The organism is Reyranella sp. (assembly GCF_965249915.1).
Taxonomy (GTDB): domain Bacteria; phylum Pseudomonadota; class Alphaproteobacteria; order Reyranellales; family Reyranellaceae; genus Reyranella.
On record NZ_OZ252257.1, the window covers coordinates 5781021 to 5801407 of the forward strand.

Annotated in this window: 19 protein-coding genes; 10 read left to right on the forward strand and 9 right to left on the reverse strand. The window is 65.8% G+C overall.

What is annotated here, in order from left to right; all coding sequences use genetic code 11:
* Positions 1–20 precede the first annotated feature (20 nt).
* Positions 21–242 (forward strand): hypothetical protein, encoded by a 222-nt coding sequence (locus ACP15H_RS28415; protein ID WP_425069475.1) that lies wholly within the window; start codon positions 21–23, stop codon positions 240–242.
* A 12-nt stretch (positions 243–254) separates the two neighbouring features.
* On the forward strand, positions 255–605 hold the full coding sequence (locus ACP15H_RS28420) for an HdeA/HdeB family chaperone (RefSeq protein WP_425069476.1): 351 nt from the start codon (positions 255–257) through the stop codon (positions 603–605).
* Between the two features lie 10 nt (positions 606–615).
* On the opposite strand, the gene ACP15H_RS28425 is transcribed toward ACP15H_RS28420, so the two are convergent.
* Together ACP15H_RS28425 and ACP15H_RS28430 are read right to left on the reverse strand one after the other, a co-directional pair.
* On the reverse strand, positions 616–1269 hold the full coding sequence (locus ACP15H_RS28425; protein WP_425069477.1) for a formyltransferase family protein: 654 nt from the start codon (positions 1267–1269) through the stop codon (positions 616–618).
* 246 nt (positions 1270–1515) lie between these two features.
* Positions 1516–2265: an SDR family NAD(P)-dependent oxidoreductase gene (locus tag ACP15H_RS28430; RefSeq protein ID WP_425069478.1), complete on the reverse strand. Its 750-nt coding sequence runs from the start codon at positions 2263–2265 to the stop codon at positions 1516–1518.
* A gap of 84 nt (positions 2266–2349) precedes the next feature.
* Between ACP15H_RS28430 and ACP15H_RS28435 the strand changes: the two genes are divergently transcribed.
* Together ACP15H_RS28435 and ACP15H_RS28440 are read left to right on the forward strand one after the other, a co-directional pair.
* On the forward strand, positions 2350–3708 hold the full coding sequence (locus ACP15H_RS28435; protein WP_425069479.1) for a glycosyltransferase family 4 protein: 1359 nt from the start codon (positions 2350–2352) through the stop codon (positions 3706–3708).
* Positions 3705–5051, forward strand: a complete 1347-nt coding sequence (locus ACP15H_RS28440; protein WP_425069480.1) for a glycosyltransferase family 4 protein — start codon at positions 3705–3707, stop codon at positions 5049–5051. The genes ACP15H_RS28435 and ACP15H_RS28440 overlap by 4 nt, the downstream gene beginning before the upstream one ends.
* On the opposite strand, the gene ACP15H_RS28445 is transcribed toward ACP15H_RS28440, so the two are convergent.
* The 3 genes from ACP15H_RS28445 to polA are packed head-to-tail and all read right to left on the reverse strand — an operon-like array spanning position 5032 to position 9268.
* On the reverse strand, positions 5032–5649 hold the full coding sequence (locus ACP15H_RS28445) for a glutathione S-transferase family protein (protein WP_425069481.1): 618 nt from the start codon (positions 5647–5649) through the stop codon (positions 5032–5034). The genes ACP15H_RS28440 and ACP15H_RS28445 overlap by 20 nt on opposite strands.
* A gap of 19 nt (positions 5650–5668) precedes the next feature.
* Positions 5669–6340, reverse strand: coding sequence for a hypothetical protein (locus ACP15H_RS28450; RefSeq protein WP_425069482.1), 672 nt, complete (start codon positions 6338–6340; stop codon positions 5669–5671).
* A gap of 9 nt (positions 6341–6349) precedes the next feature.
* Positions 6350–9268, reverse strand: a complete 2919-nt coding sequence (gene polA / locus ACP15H_RS28455; protein WP_425069483.1) for a DNA polymerase I — start codon at positions 9266–9268, stop codon at positions 6350–6352.
* Between the two features lie 58 nt (positions 9269–9326).
* Between polA and ACP15H_RS28460 the strand changes: the two genes are divergently transcribed.
* Complete coding sequence (locus ACP15H_RS28460; protein ID WP_425069484.1) at positions 9327–10232, forward strand: ABC transporter substrate-binding protein; 906 nt, start codon at positions 9327–9329, stop codon at positions 10230–10232.
* Positions 10233–10242: 10 nt separating this feature from the next.
* Here the strand turns inward: ACP15H_RS28460 and ACP15H_RS28465 are convergent, their stop codons facing one another.
* On the reverse strand, positions 10243–10782 hold the full coding sequence (locus ACP15H_RS28465; protein ID WP_425069485.1) for a hypothetical protein: 540 nt from the start codon (positions 10780–10782) through the stop codon (positions 10243–10245).
* A 72-nt stretch (positions 10783–10854) separates the two neighbouring features.
* On the opposite strand from ACP15H_RS28465, the gene ACP15H_RS28470 reads away from it, so the two are divergent.
* The 4 genes from ACP15H_RS28470 (at position 10855) to ACP15H_RS28485 (ending at position 16642) form a co-directional block, all read left to right on the forward strand.
* On the forward strand, positions 10855–11181 hold the full coding sequence (locus ACP15H_RS28470) for an NIPSNAP family protein (protein ID WP_425069486.1): 327 nt from the start codon (positions 10855–10857) through the stop codon (positions 11179–11181).
* 281 nt (positions 11182–11462) lie between these two features.
* Positions 11463–12041 (forward strand): TMEM165/GDT1 family protein, encoded by a 579-nt coding sequence (locus tag ACP15H_RS28475; protein ID WP_425069487.1) that lies wholly within the window; start codon positions 11463–11465, stop codon positions 12039–12041.
* A 253-nt stretch (positions 12042–12294) separates the two neighbouring features.
* Entirely contained in the window at positions 12295–13482 is a 1188-nt protein-coding gene (locus ACP15H_RS28480; protein WP_425069488.1) for an efflux RND transporter periplasmic adaptor subunit, read from the forward strand.
* A 10-nt stretch (positions 13483–13492) separates the two neighbouring features.
* Positions 13493–16642, forward strand: coding sequence for a multidrug efflux RND transporter permease subunit (locus ACP15H_RS28485; protein ID WP_425069489.1), 3150 nt, complete (start codon positions 13493–13495; stop codon positions 16640–16642).
* A 90-nt stretch (positions 16643–16732) separates the two neighbouring features.
* On the opposite strand, the gene ACP15H_RS28490 is transcribed toward ACP15H_RS28485, so the two are convergent.
* Genes ACP15H_RS28490 through ACP15H_RS28500 form a run of 3 tightly spaced genes read right to left on the reverse strand, consistent with a single transcriptional unit; the run spans position 16733 to position 19665 of the window.
* On the reverse strand, positions 16733–17614 hold the full coding sequence (locus ACP15H_RS28490; RefSeq protein WP_425069490.1) for a fumarylacetoacetate hydrolase family protein: 882 nt from the start codon (positions 17612–17614) through the stop codon (positions 16733–16735).
* Positions 17611–18774 carry a CobW family GTP-binding protein gene (locus ACP15H_RS28495; protein WP_425069491.1) on the reverse strand — a complete coding sequence of 388 codons (1164 nt, stop codon included), beginning with the start codon at positions 18772–18774 and terminating at the stop codon, positions 17611–17613. Before ACP15H_RS28495 ends, ACP15H_RS28490 begins: the two co-directional genes overlap by 4 nt.
* 21 nt (positions 18775–18795) lie before the next feature.
* A complete protein-coding gene (locus tag ACP15H_RS28500; RefSeq protein ID WP_425069492.1) occupies positions 18796–19665 on the reverse strand; it encodes a CHAD domain-containing protein in 870 nt (289 codons plus the stop codon).
* Positions 19666–19859: 194 nt separating this feature from the next.
* On the opposite strand from ACP15H_RS28500, the gene ACP15H_RS28505 reads away from it, so the two are divergent.
* Complete coding sequence (locus ACP15H_RS28505; RefSeq protein ID WP_425069493.1) at positions 19860–20375, forward strand: flavin reductase family protein; 516 nt, start codon at positions 19860–19862, stop codon at positions 20373–20375.
* The last annotated feature ends 12 nt before the right edge of the window (positions 20376–20387 follow it).

Consider the following 20387-nt stretch of genomic DNA (forward strand, 5'->3'; position numbering starts at 1 on the left):
TCGTGAAGGGGAGAGGTATGATGAAGACGAAGATCCTGACGCTGATGGTGGCCGCAGGCTTCCTCGGTGGCTGCAACACCAGCAACCTGTCGGACGGCCAGACCGGCGCGCTCGTCGGCGCCGCGGCCGGTACCGGCATCGGCCTGGCGACCGGCGGCAGCTTCGGTGCGGTGGTCGGCGCCGGCCTGATCGGCGGCGCGGTCGGCTATATCGGCGGCACCGCCATCGGCAACAGCAAGTAAGGGGAGATCCACATGACCTCCAGGCTTCTCCTCGCGCTGGGCGCCCTCTCGGTCGGCAGCGTCGTCGCCGCCTCGGCATCCGCCCAGCAGGCCGCCCTTCCGCCGCTCAATTTCGACCAGGCGGCCTACATCACCTGCCGCGAAGCGCATGCCATGAATCCTGACGCCCGCAAGGCGCTGGCCGTGTTCCTCGCGGAGCATTCGGCGCGGGTGCGCGGCGTCATGATCCCCGACGGCGAGCAGGGCGCCCAGCTCGCTCATCTGGTGCGCGGCGGCTGCACGCTCTCGCCGGACGCATACCTGTTCACGGTGGTCGATCGCGCCATCGTGGCCGAGAGCTCGAAGCTCCCGAAGCGCCGCTAGTTATTTCCAGCTACGACTTCCAGCGGGTCACGCCGAGAGCTGCCAAGACCAAACGGGCGGCGTGACGTAGGCGGCAGAGGCGAAGCCCTGCGCGTCGGAAGTCTTTCATCTGCAGCGCCGTCGGATATCCCAGATACTGGCCCTCCGAGAGTCGCTGCGATTGTCCGGCTGTCCTGTCGGCCGCAAGACGCGCCAGTGCCGTCGGCAGGGCGCGCGCACCGGCCACGAAGAATTGCGTCGTCAGTTCGCCCACCGAGGTTGCGCCGGCGATCGGCACTTCGATCTGGGCAATGACGCGGCCGGCGTCGATTGTGCGATCCTCGATCACGTGAACCGTCGCACCTGAAATGCGCTCCTGCCTTGCTTGTGCCCACAGCACGGGGCAGGGACCGCGCAGTTTGGGAAGCAGGGACGGATGAACATTCAACGTAGCCACCTTCGGCAGGCCGATCAGAGGGGGCTGTAGGATCTGGTCGAAATTCATGACGACGATGAAGTCGGGAGCGCAAGCCTTTACGGCGGCAAGCGTCTCGGCCGAATTGACGTCCGGTGTCTCGACGAACCGCGCATCATGCCGCCGCGCGAGCTCGGGCAATGTCGCAAGCGACGGCGTTCGGCGCGTGACCAGCGAAAGCAAGCGCGCGAACTTGGCGACGATCGGCACGGATATCAGGTCGAAACCCAACCAGAGGTTGAGCGGGAGGCCGAAGCGCCGGAAGCCTGCGGTCGTCTGCTCCCAGAAGGTGCCGTGACTGGAGCCGAACCGCCGCGAGGACAGGACGAGGCTTATGTCGTTCCCGAGTTCCGCAAACACCGCGTTCAATGCCGGAAGGCAACACAGGCTATCGATATGGCAAATTACGATCTTGCGCGTCTTTGGTCCGTTCTCCGCAGCGGACGGCATGCGGCCCTACTCCTTCAACATCCGCGCACTCAGCCAGGCGGGAAGCAGCGCCGTAAACCAGACACCGATGGCGAGGCCAAAGGGGAACGCGATACGCGGTCTGTTGCGGGCGAGGCCGTGCCGGATGATCTGCGAGGCTCGTCCGGTACTCATCGATTTCGGTCTGGGATCGGCAATCGCATCGGTCATGCGGCTCGCCACATAGCCCGGGCAGACGACGCTCAACCCGACATTGGCTTTTGCGAGCGGGAAACGAAGGCTCTCGCCCCAGACGCGAATAGCTGCCTTGCTTGCGTTATACGAAGCCGAGCGCGGGCGGCCAAAGAAAGCCGCAAGGGACGAAATCACGCCGACTTGGCCTTCGCGCCGCGCCATGAGGCGATCGATCAGCGGCTCGACGGTGTTCAGTACACCCGTGATATTGACCGCGATGGTCCTGTGAGCCGAATCGAAGGGTTCGATCCCCAGGTTGTTCTGGTCGAGCGATATGCCGGCATTGGCAATCAGCAGGTCGACGGGATGGGCGTCGTCGAACGCCTTCAACCAGCGCGCCATGGCGGATCGATCGGTGGTGTCGACGGTATCGGCGAGCACTGTCGCTCCCTTGATCCGGCAGGCATCCGCAACCGCATGCAGGCGCCCGGCGTCACGACCGGTCAGGCCAAGAACGACGCCGGGAGCGGCATAGTCGATGGCCAGGGCCTCCCCGATGCCACTCGAAGCGCCAGTGATAATGATGTGGCGGAATGTCTTCATGTTCGGGCAAATGCCTTGAAATGATAGTGACCTTGCGAGTGCCGGACCACGCTTTTATGTTGAGCGATGGTCGGAAGTCCGGACGTGACCGGTAGGTTGTTGTTCGACGTCACGGGGCTGCTTCACTGGTACGCCTTCTTCTCGAATCCCTCTGGCACCCAAAGGGTGATTGAAAAGCTGTGTTCCTCGACGGCTGTTCAGCAGAACAAGCAGGTGGAGTTCGTGGCGCGGGCCTTTGGTGGCGACAATCTATACAGGGTCGATGGTGTCACATTGCGTGATCTCCAGGATCCGCTGCAGCGCCGGGCGGCGATCGCCCGCCTGCGGGCCCTCTTCACGATGACCATGCGACAGGCGCGGCCGGGGGGGGCGCTGTCGGATATGACGATCATCCATGTTCCCTATTTCCTGCTCGGCCTGGCCCGTCTGGCGCCGTTGGTCGAGGCCTGGTTCAGCCGGCGATTGCCGACCGCCTTGCCGTCGCTGGAAGTCGTGCGGGAGCCCGGGCCGCAGGACATGTTTTTCAACCCGGGGGATTTGTGGTGGCAGAAGCAGTACGCCCCGTTCGTGCTTCGGCTGAAGGCCCGCACGGGGGTGAAGCTCGTGCAGATGATCCACGATCTTTTCTTCATTGAGCGGCCCGACTGGTTCTCGCCAACCTTCGCGCGCATCTTTCCGTCCAGCTTTCGCAAGCTCGCACCCGGCGTCGATCGCTGGCTGACCAATTCGGCCTTCGTGACGGGCCAACTCAGGACCTATCTGGAGAGCCACTCCCTGCCTCCGCGACCTGTCGAGGTCCTGCCCTTGGGCTGGGATAGTTTCGCGGCTTCGAGGGCGGAGGATGGGCCCGGTGCTGCGGCGGCGCTCCGGCGCTACGGCATCGTTGGCGAGCCATTTATCCTGTTCGTCGGAACCGTCGAGCCGCGCAAGAACCTGGCAACGCTGCTCGATGTCATGGAGGACTTGCGCCGCGACCTCGGTGCGCGTGTTCCAAAGTTGGTCGTCGTCGGCGGGTACGGGTGGAGTGCGAAGGATATTGCGGCGCGCCTGAGGCGCACCCCGCACACCAGCTGGCTGACCAGGGTTCGCGACGTCGATCTGTCTGCCATCTATCGCGCCGCGCTCTTCACCGTATCGCCCAGTTTTTCCGAGGGATGGGGATTGCCGGTGCAGGAGAGCATCGCCCACGGCGTGCCCTGTATCGCCTCGACCGGCGGAGCGCTGCGTGAGTCCGGTCGCGGCCTCGCCGTGCATTTCGATCCGTTGGACCCGGCGAGTTTGAAGTCTGCGATCGCCCATTGGATCACCGATGGCGCCGCCCTTCAGCGAGAGCGGGCGCGAATTGCCGAGGCCCTGGGATCCGAGCATTTCCCGACCTGGAACGATGCGGGACAGGTGTTGCTGAAGCAGGCGAGCCTCGACGGGAACGGAAGCCACCCGTGAGTGCGCGGTTGCTCTACGACCTGACGGGGCTGATCCACTGGTATGCCTACTTCCGGCATCCCGGCGGCGTGCAGAGGGTCGTCGAAAAGGTGGCGTCCTCGGATGTCGTCCGTCAGTCGTCCGCGGTCGAGTTCGTGGTGCGCATACTCGGCAGTGATCGATTCTACAGGATCGATCCCGACCTGATTGCCCAGCTCGGCAGCGGGCGCGCCTCGGCCATATCGCGCCTGCGCCGCATCCTGGCGCAGGGATTGAGACTGGCGACGCTCCCGGAAATGATGGCCGAAGGACGCCATTTCCATCTGCCGTATCTGGCGGTCGGGCTGACCCGGACGGAGGGTCTCATCGAGGCCTGGACGGAAGGGGCGACGGTGCGGTCTTTGCCCGCGCTCGACATCGTCGCGCCGCCGGGCGCGCACGATACGCTGTTCAATCCCGGCGATCTCTGGTGGCAGAAGAAATACGCCGCGACGGTCGCGGGCTTGAAGGCGCGAACGGGCGTGCGGATCGTCCAGATGATCCACGATCTTTATCTCATCGAGCGGCCGGAATGGACCCCCGCCGCCGCCGTACGGATTTTTGCCGGCCAGCTTCACGGGATCGCGGCGAGCGTGGATTGCTGGCTGACCAGCTCGCAGTTCGTCAGGCAACAGGTGCAACGCTATCTTGCCGATCGGTCAGTTTCGGAGAAGCCGATCACTGTCTTGCCCATGGGCTGGGACAGCTTCGAGGCGCTCCACGATGCCGGCCATGATCGCCTCTCCGACCGCCTCGTCCTCGAGCGTCATGGGTTGATCGACAAGCCGTTCATGCTGTCGGTCGGCACGATCGAGCCGCGCAAGAATGTCCCGGCACTGCTCGATGCAGCCGATGGGCTTCGCGCACGATTTGGCGACGCCATGCCGCGTCTGGTGATCGTGGGTGGCTACGGCTGGAAAGCGGCCGAGGTGCGGGCCCGGCTGGAATCGGCATCCCGCAACGGCACCCTGGTCTGGCTCGAAAATCTCTCCGACGGCGATCTTGGGACCCTTTACAGGAACGCACTCTTCACGGTCGCTCCGAGTCACGGTGAAGGCTGGGGGCTGGCGGTGCAGGAGAGCCTTGCCCTCGGGGTACCCTGCATTGCCTCGGATGCCGGCGCGACGCGCGAGGCCGGCCTCGATCTCGCAACCTATTTCGATCCCTCGAGTCGCGAAGGGTTGACGCGGGCGATGGCCACCTGGATCTCTGACGGCGCGGCGCTGGCAGCCGCGCGGGACAGGATCGCGCAGGCGCTGGCGACGCGGAAGTTTCCGAGCTGGAACGACGCGGGAAGCGTGCTGCTCAGGTCAGCTTCACCATGACGTGCCTGGCATAGGCCGGGCGTGTCGTGAGTCGCTCGTACCATGCCCGGACGTTCTTCAGGTCTGGACGCTCGATGTCGAGTGCATACCAGCGATAAACGAAACAGCCGACCGGGATGTCGCCCATCGTGAACTGGTCGCCCGCGACGTAGCGCTTGCCCTCGAGCCAGCCGTCGAGCCGGCCGAACAGTCTGCCGGCCTCCGCGGCGGCCTTGCCGATCGCCGCCATGTCACGCTTCTCCGGCGGCGTGCGGATCAGGCCCCAGAAGGCGAGGCGCATCGGCTCGCCGATGGTGCTGAGCTGCCAGTCCATCCAGCGGTCGGCCTCGCTGCGCAGGCCGGGATCGGTGGGCCACAGCGTGCCCGCGGCATGCCTGGCGGCGAGATAGCGCACTGCCGAATTGCTTTCCCAGATGATCCGCCCGCCCACGTCGATGGTCGGCACGACGCCGTTCGGGTTCATGTCGAGGTACCATTTCTGGTCGTTGCCGCCGAACGCCCCGCCGACATCCTCGCGCTCGTAGCTCAGCCCGCACTCGTCGGCGCACCACAGCACCTTCATCACGTTGATCGAATTGGCGCGGCCCCAGATTTTCATCGAATCACTCTCCTTGAATTCAGCATTCCCATTCCGGCTTCCCGTCGACGATGCGCAGGATGTGTTTGATGTCAGGGTCGAACTGGACCGGATCGAGGGACCCCTCGAAAATGATGCGTGTATCATCGAGCCAACGTGGATCCGGTCGTAACCATAATTGCGGCTTGACCCCGGGACACGCAGGCTTCGATTCTACGGCAACGACGGTTGGAGGATTTGTGTCCATGTCGATGATCTGCAAGCCATTGCCGTGGCCTATCGACAGGTCGGCCGCGACGGCGTAGCGACCGGAGGGCGATAGAATAGGTGGTGCGAACACCGACGTCCGGCGACCGTCTCGCTGTGAGATGAGAAAAGCTTGTCGTCCTTCGTAGAGTCCAACATCGATCACGTATTGGCGGTGCTTCGGCCACCATGCCACCAGCTCGTGCCGGCGCGAATTATCAACATAACAGTAATAGCCAACGCAATCGATGATCCGCACCGATCGATTGCCTTCGAGTTTCAGCCACAGGACGCTGCCTGAGCGAAAAGCTTGCTCCGGTATCGAGGCGATTACTTTTGCCTCAGGCGAACGAGACGCTATCTCGCGTTGCTCTTCGCAACAGTGCCTGTCCTCGATCACAATGTCAGACTCTGCGTGGACTGGCATCGCAAGAAGACAAGCCAAGACCGTCAACGTCGCACGCATCGCTCGCTCCTAATGCGCCGCCGCCCAGTTGTCGCCGACGCCGGTGTCGACGACCAGTGGCACGGTGAGCGAGGCGGCGCTTTCCATGACCTTGCGGGTCACGTCCTTGGTTTTGTCGAGTTCCTTCTCGGGCACCTCGAACAGCAGTTCGTCGTGGACCTGCAGGAGCATCCTGGCGTTGAGCTTCGCGGCCGTGAGGGCGCCGGGCAGGCGGATCATGGCACGCTTGATGATGTCGGCGCCGCCGCCCTGCAGCGGGGCGTTGATCGCGGCGCGTTCGGCGAAGGCGCGCATGCCCTGGCTCTTGTCGTGGATGAACCGGAGGTGGATCTTGCGGCCGAACGGCGTCAGCACATAGCCGTGCTTGCGCGCGAAGTCCTTGGTCCGCTCCATGTAGTCGCGGATGCCGGGATAGCGCTGGAAGTACTTGGCGATGTACTCCTTGGCCTCCTGCTGGCCGATGCCCAGCTGGTTGGCGAGGCCGAAGGCCGAGATGCCGTAGATGATACCGAAGTTGATCGCCTTGGCGCGCCGCCGCACCAGCGGATCCATGCCTTTCACCGGTACGCCGAACATGTCGGAGGCGGTGATGGCGTGGATGTCGTCGCCGCGTGCGAAGGCCTCCTTGAGGGACGGAATGTCGGCGACATGCGCCAGCAGGCGCAGCTCGATCTGCGAATAGTCGGCACTCAGGAGCTTGTAGCCCGTCTCTGCGATAAAAGCCTGGCGGATCTTGCGGCCTTCCTCGCTGCGCACCGGAATGTTCTGCAGGTTGGGATCGGTCGAGGCGAGCCGCCCCGTAGCCGCGCCGGTCATGTGATAAGAGGTATGGACGCGGCCGGTCTTGGCATCGACCTGACGCACCAGCGCGTCGGTGTAGGTGCCCTTGAGCTTGGCGAGCTGGCGGTGCTCCAGGATCTTCACCGGCAGCGGATGACCCTGCGCCGCGAGGTCTTCCAGCACTGAGGCGTCGGTGGCCCACGAGCCGTTCTTGTTGCGCTTGCCACCGGGCAGCTTCTGTTCGTCGAACAGGATTTCGCCCAGCTGCTTGGGCGAGCCGACGTTGAACTCGCGGCCGGCGATCTTGTGGATCTCGCCCTCGAGTTCGGCCAGCCGCTTCTCGAAGTCGGCGCTCAGCCCCTTGAGCTTCAGCGCATCGACCTTGATGCCCGCGCTCTCCATCGACAGCAGGACCGGGATCAGCGGCCGCTCGATCGTCTCGTACATCGAGGTGACGCGCTCAGGCACGAGGCGCGGCTTGAGGCGCGCCCAGAGCTGCATGGTGACGTCGGCGTCCTCGGCGGCATAGTCGCGCGCCTTGTCGAGCGGCACCTTGTCGAAGGTCACCTGCTTGGAACCGCTGCCGGCCACGTCGGAGAATTTTATCGTCTTCTGGCCGAGATGCAGTTCGGCCAGCTCGTCCATGCCGTGGTTGTTCCTGCCGGCGTCGAGGACGAACGAGATCAGCATCGTGTCGTCGACCGGGCCGATCTCGACGCCATGCCGGCGGAACACCGCCATGTCGTACTTAATGTTCTGGCCGACCTTCAACACCGCCGGATCTTCCAGGAGCGGCTTCAGTTTTTCGATCGCGGTGCTGAAGGGGATCTGCCCCTCGAGGAGCTTGCCGGCATCCTTGTCGCCGCCGTCGCCCAGCAGATCGAGCGCGCCCTGGACGGCACCGCCGGGGGTGCGATGCATCAGCGGCAGGTAGGCGGCGCGCCGCCGCGTCGAGTTGACGTCGCCCCACGGGCCTTCGAGCAGCGCCAGCGAAACCCCGACCAGGCCGGCATTGTTGGAATCGAGTCCGTCGGTCTCGCAGTCGAAAGCCACCGTGCCGGCCCGTGTCGCCTCGGCGATCCATTCGTCGAGCAGCTTCTCGTCTTGGATCATCTCATAGTCGGCCGCCGTGAAGTCGCGGTTGGGCTTCTTCGAGGAAGAGGCGGCGGGGGCGGGCGTGGGGTCGGCTTTCTTCACCGGCGCGGACGCGGAGGCGGGCGCAACCGGCGCACTCGCCTCGCCCAGTTCGCTGGTGAAGCGCTGCAGCAGGGTCCTGAACCCCTGCTGTTCCAGCCACGGCAGCAGCACGTTGGGATCGGGCTTGCGCTTGTCGAAGGCCTCGGGCTCGGCGGGTGTCGGCACGTCGTCGCGCAGGGTCACGAGCTGCTTGGAGATGCGGATCAGCTCGGCATTGTTCTCCAGCGATTCGCGCCGCTTGGGCTGCTTGATCTCCTTGGTGCGCTCGAGCAGCGCTTCGAGGGTGCCGTACTCGTTGATCAGCTGGGCGGCGGTCTTGATGCCGATGCCCGGCGCGCCCGGCACATTGTCGGTCGAATCGCCCGCCAGCGCCTGCACGTCGACGACCTTGTCGGGTGTCACGCCGAACTTCTCGAACACCGCCTCGGGCCCGAGCTTGATCTTCTTGATCGGGTCCATCAGCTCGACGCCCGGCCGCACCAGCTGCATCAGGTCCTTGTCGGACGAGACGATGGTGCAGGTGCCGCCGGCCTCGACGGCCATGCGGGCGTAGGTCGCGATCAGGTCGTCGGCCTCGTAGCCCTCGAGTTCGCACACCGTGACGTTGAACGCGCGCGCGGCCTCGCGGATCAGCGGGAATTGCGGGATCAGGTCTTCCGGCGGATCGGGCCGGTTGGCCTTGTACTTGTCGTAGATCTGGTTGCGGAAGGTGACGCTGCCGGCGTCGAGGATCATGGCGATATGGTCGATCTCGGGATTGTCCAGCAGGTCGGCCACCAGCATGCGGCAGAAGCCGAACACGGCATTGATCGGCGTCCCGTCGGGCCGGTTCATCGGCGGCAGGGCGTGATAGGCGCGGAACAGATAGCCCGAGCCGTCGATCAGGTAGAGGTGGCGGAGCGGCTTGTCGCCGTCCGCCGGGGTCGTCGCGGGAGCCTTGGATTTCGCCATGTCCAAGGCCTAGCACGCTGGACCGTGCGGCGGGAGATGGCTGTGTTACGATCGGTGCATGACCATCATCCTGTCCGAGAATTTCCGCGCGCTGTTCTACGCCCCCTTCTATGCCGCCCATGCCAGCGGTGCTTTCAAGCGGGCCGGTGTCGAGGTCGAGTTGCGGCCCTCGTCCGACCCGCTGGAGGCCGCGCGGGCGCTGCGCGCCGGGGAGGTCGACGTGATGTGGGGCGGGCCGCTGCGTGTCCTGATCGCGCGCGACAAGGACCCCGACTCGGATCTGGTCTGCTTCTGTGACGTGGTGGCGCGCGATCCGTTCTTCGTGGTGGGCGCGAGGCCGCGCCCGGATTTCAAGTTTGCCGATCTCCTGTCGGTGAAGCTGGCGACGGTCTCGGAAGTGCCGACGCCGTGGGTCTGCCTGCAGGACGATCTGCGCCGCGCCGGCGTCGACCCCGCGAAGGTCGACCGGATCGACGACAAGGACATGGCCGAGAACGAGGCCGCCCTGCGCGAAGGCAGGGTCGATGCCGTGCAGGTGTTCCAGCCCTATGCCGAGAATCTCGTTTCCACCGGTGCCGGTCATATCTGGAACGCCGCCGCCAACCGCGGCCTCACCGCCTATACGACCCTGGTGACGCGGCGCGGCATCCTCGCTGATCGCGCCGACGAACTCGCGCGCATGATCCGCGGCATGGAGGCGACGCTGAAATGGTTCGCCGTCACGCCGTCCCTCGAGATAGTCGACGTCGTGCAGTCGTTCTTCCCCGACGTTCCGCGCGACCTGTTCGCTGCCTGCATCGACCGCTATCGCGCACTCGAACTGTGGGGCCGCGATCCGGTTATCCGGCGCGAAGGCTACGACCGCCTGCATGCCGCCATGCGGTCGTCGGGAATCCTGTCGCGCGACATCGCCTTCGAGGACGTGATCGACACGAAGCTGGCCCGTCACGCGATCGGCGCGTGAAGGACTCGCTTCAACCGAGTTTCTTCAGGTAGCGCTCGACGGGGGCCAGCGCCTCGAGACGTGGCATGCCGTGCACGACCTCGTCGGGCCGGCACCAGGGATAGGGCAGGTCGGTGATCCAGCCCATGACGCTGCCGAGGTCGGTGGCCGGAAGGACTTCCATCACATCTATGGTGATGACCAGCTTCTCGACCAGGCATCTGGCGTCTGACGAGAACCGCCAGTCGTAGCGCCCGCTGCCGACCCGCACTGCGCCATCCGTTCTGGCCGACATGGCGACGAGCCAGGGGCAGGTGAAATCGCGCCGGTCGGCCTCTCCCGGCCGCCTGAGGCCGAAGGAATGGACGTTCTCGAAATCGGTCGCGATACGTCGAACTAGGACTTCCTCCAGTTCGGCCAATCCGCTCGCCGTGCCCGGGAATGAAATGGCATCGGTCTTGACCACCATTTCCAGTCGGGCGTCCTCGGCGAAGGCGCGGCGCATCAGGAACGGGCGGTTGCCGTCCTTGGCATGGAAATACGTGGTGACGGCTTCGAGAGGACCGGGCATGGGCCGAGCAGCCTAGATCGCGATGCCCGGTCTTGTCATGCTGACGGCCCACGACAATCAGCGGAGATCGAAATGGCGCTGTACGAACTCAGGACCTACACGCTCTATGTCGGCAAGATGGGCGAAGCCGTGAAACTCTATCAGGCGTTCGGCTTCCCGGCGCTCGACAAAGGCGGCCATGCGAAGAACCTCGTTGGCTATTTCCAGGGCGACACCGGCACCATCAACCAGATCGTCCATCTCTGGAAATTCGACGACGACGCCCATCGGCGCAGCCACTGGGCCGCCGTCTTCGCCGACCCCGCCTTCATGGACGGCTTCGCGGTCAAGTTCCGCCCCCTGGTGATGAGCCAGGAAGTGAAGCTGCTGAATGCGGCGCCGTGGGGCCCGCACCCCTGAGCGATCCCCCGCGAGGCGTTCACGACATCCGCGACGTTCCGGGCCTTGCGGTGGACGGGGCGGGGGACTATCAGCGTCGCGTCATCGGGGAGTAGCCGGCCTCACCCCAGAGGCGGATGTGTCAACAGACTTGGGTCCTTCGGGATCCATGGCCCATCCGGCGACCGACGGTCCAACGGACCGCGCTTGGCGAGACCTTTGGCTTTCCAGTGCCTTTACCCGCGGGATCGGGCGGCACCGGGAGCCATAGGTTCGTGCTCGGTCCCGCTGTGTGATTCGCCGTGGAAGCCTTTCTCGTCTCTACAGGAATCGTTGCCGTCGCCGAGATCGGAGACAAGACGCAACTCCTGGCCATGATCCTCGCCACCCGCTACCGCCGCCCGGTCCCCATCATCCTGGGCATCCTGGTCGCGACCCTTGCCAACCACGCGCTGGCCGCCTGGGCCGGCGCCGCCGTCGCCGCCTGGCTGGGACCCGACGCGATGCGCTGGATCCTGGGGATCCTGTTTCTGGCGATGGCCGTGTGGTGCCTGATCCCCGACAAGGCCGACGAAGGTCCGAAGGTCGCGGGCGCGGCCGGTGCGTTCGTCGCGACCGCGATCGCCTTCTTCCTGGTCGAGATCGGCGACAAGACCCAGATCGCCACCGTGGCGCTCTCGGCGCGCTTCAACGACCTGTTCGCGGTAACCGCCGGCACGACGTGCGGCATGATGATCGCCAACGTGCCCGCAGTCCTGTTCGGCGACGTGCTGTCGCGCAAGGTATCCCTCACGCTCGTGCGCTCGCTGGCGGCGGCCGCTTTCGTGGTGCTGGGCCTGCTTGCGCTGTTCAAGCTGGACATGGGGCTGATGGGCGGCTGACCGCCGGTCGAGGTCGGACTTCACCTCGCATGAACGTGATGACGCCCGTCCAGGGCGTCGTCCTTGTAATGCCATACTCCTGACCAAACTTCACACCCTGCGAATCGACCGAACGGCAGCCCGAGAGACTGAAGAAACAGCGCCGAAGTCGCGCAGGGATCCGAAACGCTCGAGAAAGCATCTGCGCCGGAAACACGCGGCGTGGAGGTGAAATTCTGCGCCCTGGGCGCACAGACTTATGGAGAGATTGTCGATGCCTGCTGCCAACCCTTGGAAACTGGCCCTCTTCCTGGTGCTGCTGGCACCGGTTCTCGCGGCCTGCAAGGAATCCTCGGCATCGGCAGAGCCGGAGGCGCCGCCTCCGGAAGTGGGCGTCGTGACGGTAACGCCGCAGCCGCGCACGATCATGCGTGAGCTGCCGGGGCGCATTGCGCCGACCCGGGTCGCCGACGTCCGACCGCGCGTCTCCGGGATCGTGACCGCCCGCACCTTCAATCAGGGCAGCGACGTCAAGGCCGGCGACGCGCTCTATCAGATCGATCCCAAGCCGTTCGAAGTCGAGCTGCAGGCGGCCGAGGCGGCGCTCGACAAGGCGAAGGCCGCGCTCGATCTCGCCGTCCCGCAGGCCACCCGCTCGGCCGCGCTCGCCAAGACACAGGCCATCTCGACCGCCCAGCACGAGATCGCCGTGGCAACGGTCGAACAGGCCCGGGCCGAGGTCGCCGCCCGTGCGGCCGACGTGGCGCGGGCGCGCCTCAACCTCGACTATGCGACGGTCCGCGCGCCCATCAGCGGGCGCATCGGCGCGGCGCGGGTCAGCGAAGGCGCGCTGGTCGTGCAGAACGACCTGACCAATCTCGCCACCATCCAGCAGCTCGATCCGATCTATGCCGACTTCACGCAGTCGGTCGGGGAGCTCAACAAGCTGCGTCGCGCCCTCGCATCCGGCGAACTGGAGCGCATCGCGCCCGACGCGATCAAGGTGAAGCTCCTGATGGATGACGGTTCGGTCTATCCGCTCACCGGCAAGCTGCTGTTTTCCGAAGCCCAGGTCGATGCCTCGACCGGACAGGTGACCTTGCGCGGCGAGTTCCTCAACCCCAATCGCGACCTGCTCTCGGGCATGTATGTGCGTGTCCTGATCGAGCAGGGCGTCGACAGCGACGCAATCAGCCTTCCCGAGCAAGCGATCCAGCGCAACGGCGGTGGCGGAGCTGAGGTGTTCGTGGTCAAGGATGACAACCGCGTCGCCGTGCAGCCGGTGCGGCTCGGCCCGGTGCAGGGCGGGCAGTGGCTGGTGCTCGATGGCCTGAAGGCGGGCGATCGGGTCGTGGTCGACGGCTTCCAGAAGTTCGCCGCCGGCGACAGCGTCAATCCGCGCGTCGTCAGCGCGGAGGCGCCACCCGAAGGCCCGGCCGCGACCGCCAGCGCGACGCGGTGAGCCCCGACCCATGCCGAGTTTCTTCATCGATCGCCCGATCTTTGCCTGGGTCGTCTCGCTCTTCATCTGCCTGATCGGCGTCATCTCCATCCCGCTGCTGGCGATCGCGCAGTATCCGATCATCGCGCCGCCTTCGATCTCGATCAGCACGAGCTATCCCGGCGCGTCGCCCGAAAATCTCTACAACAGCGTCACGCGCCTGATCGAAGAGGAGCTGAACGGCGCCTCGGGCATCCTGAATTTCGAATCGGCCAGCGATTCGCTGGGCCAGGTCGAGATCATCGCGAACTTCCAGCCCGGCACCGATCCCAGTCTGGCTTCGGTCGAGGTGCAGAACCGCATCAAGCGGGTCGAGGCCCGCCTGCCGCGGGCGGTGATCCAGCAGGGCATCCTGATCGAGGAAGCCTCGAGCGCGGTGCTGCAGATCATCACGCTGAACTCGACCGACGGCAGCCTCGACGAAGTCGGCCTCGGCGATTTCATGGTGCGCAACGTGCTGGGCGAGATCCGCCGCATTCCCGGCGTCGGCCGCGCGACCCTCTACTCGACCGAGCGGTCGCTGCGCATCTGGATCGATCCGGCAAAGCTGGTCGGCTACAACCTGACTTCGGACGACGTCACGCGGGCCATCAATGCCCAGAACGCGCAGGTCGCCTCCGGCAGCCTCGGCGCCGAGCCGAGCCCGGCCCATCAGAAGATTTCGGCCCTCGTGCTGGTGAAGGGCCAGCTCAGCTCGCCCGAGGAATTCGGCGCCATCGTTCTGCGCGCCAATCCCGATGGCTCGACCGTGCGGCTGCGCGACGTGGCCCGCATCGAGGTCGGCGGCATGGGCTACCAGTTCAACACCCGCCTGAACGGCAAGCCGACCGCCGGCCTGTCGGTGCTGCTGGCGCCGACCGGCAACGCGCTGGCGACCGCCAGCGCCGTCGAGGCGAAGATGAAGGAGCTGTCGCGCTTCTTCCCGGCCAACATCACCTATTCGATTCCCTACAACATCACCCCGGTCGTCGAGGCCTCGATCCAGAAGGTCCTGATGACCCTGGCCGAGGCCGTCGTGCTGGTCTTCGTCGTGATGTTCCTGTTCCTGCAGAACATCCGCTACACGATCATCCCGACCATCGTGGTGCCGGTGGCGCTGCTCGGCACCTGCGCGACGCTGCTGGCCGTCGGCTACTCCATCAACATGCTCACTTTGTTCAGTATGGTGCTGGCGATCGGCATCCTGGTCGACGATGCGATCGTCGTCGTCGAGAATGTCGAGCGCATCATGGCGGAGGAGGGGCTTTCGCCCCGGGACGCCACGCGCAAGGCGATGAAGCAGATCACCAGCGCCATCATCGGCATCACGCTGGTGCTGGTCGCGGTGTTCCTGCCGATGGCGTTCTTCCCCGGCTCGGTCGGCATCATCTATCGCCAGTTCTCGGTGACCATGGTGGCGGCGATCGGCTTCTCGGCGCTGCTCGCCCTCTCGCTGACTCCGGCCCTCTGCGCCACCCTGCTCAAGCCGATCCCGGCCGGCCACGCGCACGAGAAGCGCGGTTTCTTCGGCTGGTTCAACCGCAAGCTCGACGGTATCCGCGATCGCTATGTCGGCACGGTGGGATGGTCGCTGAAGCGGACGGGACGGATGATGGCGATCTACGCCGCGCTCCTCATCTGCCTGTCCTGGGCCTTCGTGCGGCTTCCCGGCGGCTTCCTGCCGATCGACGACCAGGGCTTCATCACCACCGACGTGCAGGCGCCGTCCGACGCCTCCTACAATCGCACCAAGGCGGCGGTGGAAGCGGTCGAACGCTACCTGGCCGGCCGCGAAGGCATCGACAACGTGACCTTCCTGACCGGCTATAGCTTCCTCGGCCAGGGCGTGAACACGGCGCAGGCCTTCATCACCCTGAAGGACTGGTCCGAGCGCGGCCCCAACGAGTCCGCCGCGGCGATCGTCGACGACATCAACCGCAACATGGCGTCGATCCGCGACGCCGAGATTTCGGCGCTGCAGCCGCCGCCGATCGACAATCTCGGCAACTCCGCGGGCTTCAGCTTCCGCCTGCAGGATCGTGGGCAGAAGGGCTATCCCGCGCTGATGGCCGCCACCCAGCAGCTCATCGCCGCGGCCAATGCGAGCCCGGTGCTGCGCAACGTCTTCGTCGAGGGACTGCCGGAAGCGCCGCTGGTCAACCTGGTCATCGACCGCGAGAAGGCGAGCGCCTTCGGCGTCACCTTCGAGGACATCAACAACACCATCTCGACCAACCTGGGTTCGGCCTACGTCAACGACTTCCCCAATCGCGGCCGCATGCAGCGCGTGATCGTGCAGAGCGATGCGGCGGGCCGCATGACCGCCGACGATATCCTCGCCTACAACGTCAAGAACGCGCAGGGACAGCTGGTGCCTTTCTCGGCCTTCGCCAAGGTCGAATGGTCGAAGGGCCCGACGCAGATCGTGGGCTTCAACTACTATCCCTCGGTTCGCATCAGCGGCGAGGCCAAGCCCGGCTATACCAGCGGCGACGCCATCGCCGAGATGGAGAAGCTGGCCGGCCGCCTGCCGCGCGGCTTCGGCTACGAATGGACGGGACAGTCGCTGCAGGAGAAGCTCGCCGGCTCGCTGGCGCCGCTGCTGCTCGGGCTGTCGGCGCTGCTGGTCTTCCTTTGCCTGGCGGCGCTCTACGAGAGCTGGACGATCCCGCTCGCCGTGCTGCTCACGGTGCCGCTCGGCATCACCGGCGCGGTCATCGCCGCCACCCTGCGCGGGCTGCCCAACGACGTGTACTTCACCGTGGGCCTGGTCACGATCATCGGTCTCGCCGCCAAGGACGCGATCTTGATCATCGAGTTCGCGAAGGAGCTGCGGTCGCAGGGCAAGCCGCTGGTCGAGGCGACGCTGGAGGCCTGCAAGCTGCGCTTCCGGCCGATCCTGATGACCGGCTTCGCCTTCGTCTGCGGCGTGCTGCCGATGGCGATCGCCGTCGGCGCGGGCGCCAAGAGCCAGCAGGCGCTGGGCACCGGCGTCATGGGCGGCATGATCGCCGTCGTCATCCTCGCCCTGCTGATGGTGCCGGTCTTCTTCGTCGTGGTGCAGCGCGTGCTGGCGCGTGATCGCGAGAAGGTCGTGGAGGCGCCCCAAGCACCGGCTCACGCGTCGGCCCGGTCGACATAGGGGCTGAATGGAGCGCGCCACTCCAGTGGCGCTCATGCCTGTCCATCGACCGAGCTTGAGCACCACTGGAGTGGCGCGCTCCCTTGAGTCTTACGCGACCGTGTTCGAAAGCCGGCCGAGTCCGTCGATCTCGATCGTGACGCGGTCGCCGCGCTTCAGGAACTTCGGCGGCGTGAAGCCGATGCCGACGCCGACCGGTGTGCCGGTGGCGATGACGTCGCCCGGCCGAAGCGTGATGCCGGCGGAGATCGTCGCGATCAGGGTCGGGATGTCGAAGATGAGGTCGCGCGTGTTGGCGTCCTGGCGCAACTCGTCGTTCACCCAGCACTTCACGCCGAGATTCTCCGGATCGACCTCGTCGGCGGTCACCAGCCACGGGCCCATCGGGCAGAAAGTGTCGAGCGATTTGCCGAGGAACCACTGCTTGTGCTTGCCCTGAAGGTCGCGCGCCGTCACGTCGTTGATGATCGTGTAGCCGCAGATGTGACTGTAGGCGTCGGCCTTGGAGATGCCGCGCCCGCCACGTCCGATGACCACGCCCAGCTCCGCCTCGTAGTCGACCGAGTCGCTGACGCCCTCGGGATAGCGGATGTCGGCGCCGTCGGCGATCACGCACTCCGGCGCCTTGGTGAAGATGATCGGCGCGGTCGGGATGGCGTCAGCGGCGGAGCTGGCGCTGCTGTCGAAGCCGCTGCGCGTGAACTCCTTCGCATGCTCGTGATAGTTCTTGCCGACGCACATGACGTTGCGCGCCGGCCGCGGAATCGGTGCTTCGATCGTCACGGACGCCAGCGGCAGGCCCGGGCCGTTCGGCTTGATCTTCGCCTTGAGCGCGTCGAGTTCGCCCACGATGGCGCCGAGATCGGGAACGGCGCGGCCCAGCATCTCCTCCAGCGGCCAGAAGGTCTTGCCGTCCGGGCTGACGAGCGCGCCCTTGGGGACGCCGCCGTGTGTGATCGTGGCGAGCTTCATTGCGCTTTGCCCTGGTCGCCGGCGTTGCCCCAGCCTTTCTTCTCGGCATCGAAAAAAGAGGCGAAGACCTTGCGGATCGTGCTCTCGCCGATGTCGCGCGTGATGAACACGACGCGGCTCTTGCGGTCGTCGCCTTCCGGCCAGGCGTCGAGCGTGGCGGGCGGGTGGAAGACGTGCTGCACGCCGTGGATCACGACGGGCTTGTCGGTGTCCTTGACGTTCAGGATGCCCTTCATGCGCAAGAGGTCGGGGCCGCGATAGGTCACCAGCGCGTCGAAGGCGGCGGCCACGGTCGACCAGCTCATCGGCTCGTCGAAGGTCATGCAGAAGGAGCGGATGCGGTCGTCGTGACGGTTCACGTCGTGCGGATCCTGCTCGCCGTGGCCATGGTCGTGGGAATGGCCGTGATCGTGACCATGGTCATGTCCATGGTGATGGTGTCCGTGCCCATGGTCGTGGCTGCCGTCATAGGCCTCGGCCTGCAGCCACTTCTTCACGTCGGCGCTCTTGGTCTCGGGATTGTAGAGGCCGGCATTGAGGATCTGGTTGGGATCGATCTCGCCCGTGGCGACGGTGTGGAACGGCGCGCCCGGATTGAGGTGGTGCAGCCGGTGCTTCAGCTCGGCGAGCTTGGGCGCATCGGCGATGTCGACCTTGGTGAGCAGGAGGCGGTCGGCGACGGCGGCCTGCTTCACGGCCTCCTCGTGATTGTCGAGCGTGCTGGCGCCGTTGACGCCGTCGACCGTCGTCACCACGCCGTCGAGGCGGTAGCGCGAGGCCAGCAGCGGGTCGGTCATCAGCGTGTGCAGGATGGGGGCGGGGTCGGCGAGGCCCGTGGTCTCGACGACCATGCGCTTGAACGGCGAGACCTCGCCGCGCGAGCGCTTGAGGAACAGCTCGCTCATGGTGCGCACCAGGTCGCCGCGCACCGTGCAGCACAGGCAGCCCGAGTTCAGCGTTACCATGCCCTCGTCGTCGGATTTCTCGACCAGCAGATGGTCGAGGCCGATCTCGCCGAACTCGTTGATGATGACGGCCGTGTCCGCCAGCTCGGGCCGGCGCAGCAGCTTGTTGAGCAGGGTCGTCTTGCCGCTGCCGAGGAAGCCCGTCAGCACGGTGACGGGAATGCGCTGCTCGGCAGCGTTCTGCGTGTCGCTCATCGAATCATCCTTGTTCGGGGATCACGCCCGCCAGAAGCGCTCGACCTTCCTGAACTCCTTCCAGGCCCGCTCCAGCTTGCGGCGTCGGCGCTTCTCGCCGCTTGCCGCCTGCCTGGCGAGGACCTTGAGGGCCGAGGCCGTGTCCTCGGTGGGACGGGAGGCCGTCGCGATGTCGGCCAGCATGCGAGCCGCCGTCGCGCGATCGTTCAAGGCGCCGAGCGCGCCCTGCAGGCGCACCGTTGCCTCGATATAGGGCTTGGCTGCCGGCGAGGCAAAGGCGGGGCTGAGGTAGGTCGCGGCATAGCGCAGCTTCTTGATGCCGATGCGCAGCTCATGGAGCTGCTCCTCGCTCAGCCGGGCGAACAGGCGGCCCCGGCGGATCACCTTGGCGTGGCGGGAATCGAGGATGTGACGGCCGAATTCGTCGAGGCGCAGCTCACCCCGGACCTCTTCGGAGGCCGGATGCGCGGCAAAGGCGGCGAGCCGCTCGTCGAAAGCGTCGTAGCGGGCGCTGCCGAGGGCGGCGCGGGCGCGCTCCAAATGGCTGGCGGCCAGCCGCGCGCCGACGCGTTTCACGACCGAGGGAACGTCGGTCACGCTTTCGGTCAGGAATACATGCAGGTCGCGTGCGGGTCCGCACTCGCCCGCCAGCCACTTGGCTTCGGCCGAAAGGGCGCGCACCTCGGGACTGTCTACCGCAGGACGAAATACGCTGAACGCCGCGCGCAGCCGGCGCAGTGCCACCCGGGCCTGATGGATGCCGATGGGCCGACGGCTCTGCAGCACGATGTCCCGATACTTCGAAAGATCGGCCCGGCAGGAGCCGGCGATGATTCTGAGTGCCGTTTCGGCAGGGGTTGCAGGGGTAAGCTTTGGCCCGGAAGCTGACATTGCCTACGACCGTAGCGGCACCCGGCGAGGGGGCAACCGTAAAGAGCGACAGTCCGATGAAGCTTTTATGTCATCCGGGAGACGGCTCCGGCCTCCGGCTTCGCCGATTTCGCTGGCCAGCCCCGCGCTCACAGTCGCTTTTTACCCCGTCTTTGCAGTGGCGGCGGCAGGCCGGCGTGGCCTAGAGTCCCTCCATGAGTATCGATGCGGCGGCCTTCAAGAAGGGCATGCGCCACCTGGCGGCGAGCGTAACCCTGATCACCACCCGGGTCGGAGACCAGCGGGGCGGACTCACCGCCACGGCGGTCTGTTCGGTTTCGGCCCAACCGCCGCAGATCCTGGTCTGCGTCAACAAGACCGCAAGCGCCCACGACCCGATCGGCGAGGCGGGATTCTTCTGCGTCAACATCCTGTGCCCGGAGCATCGCAAGATTGCGGAGCGCTTCGCCGGCATGGACGGCACCGAGGGCGACGATCGGTTCCGGGACATGGGCGATTGGACCACGCTCACCACCGGCGCACCGGTGCTGAAAGGCTGTCCCGTGTCGTTCGACTGCAAACTGGTCACCGAACTCTCGGCCGGTACCCACACGATCTACATCGGCGAGATCGTCGACGTGGCCCTGCACGACAGCGCCTTGCCGCTGCTCTACGCCGACGGCACCTTCGTGCACGGCGATGCCCTGAAGAAGGCTGCCCAGGCAGCCTGAACGAGCGGGGTT